Source organism: Lactobacillus sp. UMNPBX4 (assembly GCF_002554115.1).
Taxonomy (GTDB): domain Bacteria; phylum Bacillota; class Bacilli; order Lactobacillales; family Lactobacillaceae; genus Lactobacillus; species Lactobacillus gallinarum.
Window position 1 is genome coordinate 1 of record NZ_PCZF01000142.1, and the last position, 390, is coordinate 390.

Annotated in this window: 1 protein-coding gene; it reads right to left on the reverse strand. The window is 49.5% G+C overall.

Annotated features, from left to right (window positions below; genetic code table 11):
- Positions 1 to 390: serine hydrolase (locus CP355_RS10090; RefSeq protein ID WP_143468961.1), on the reverse strand; the 390-nt coding region annotated here is incomplete at both ends.

Sequence of the window (390 nt, forward strand, 5' to 3'; positions counted from 1 at the left end):
TTGCCTTGTTCAACCAGTTTCATCAAAAGCACTGCCGTCAGTCCTTTTTGGATTGAACCAATTTGATACAGTGTCTCGGGACCGTTTAAGCGCCCCGAGTCTACATCCGCATAACCCAGACCGGTATTAAGTATGACCTTACCCTTGCGCATCATCAAAACCGTCCCGCTAAAATGCGCCGCCTGCAATTTTGCCAATAGCGGCTTAGCATCCGGCGAGTCAACTGGTTGCATCAATTTATTAGTGGTACCGGTATCGGATTGTGCCTGGTTTTGCAGCCGCTGCTCAATTGCGCGATGGCGATTCAGCTCGGTTTCATATTGACGCCGCGCACGCTCTTCCTTGGCGGCTATCTGCGGACGAACATACAAATAATCATAACTGCCATAA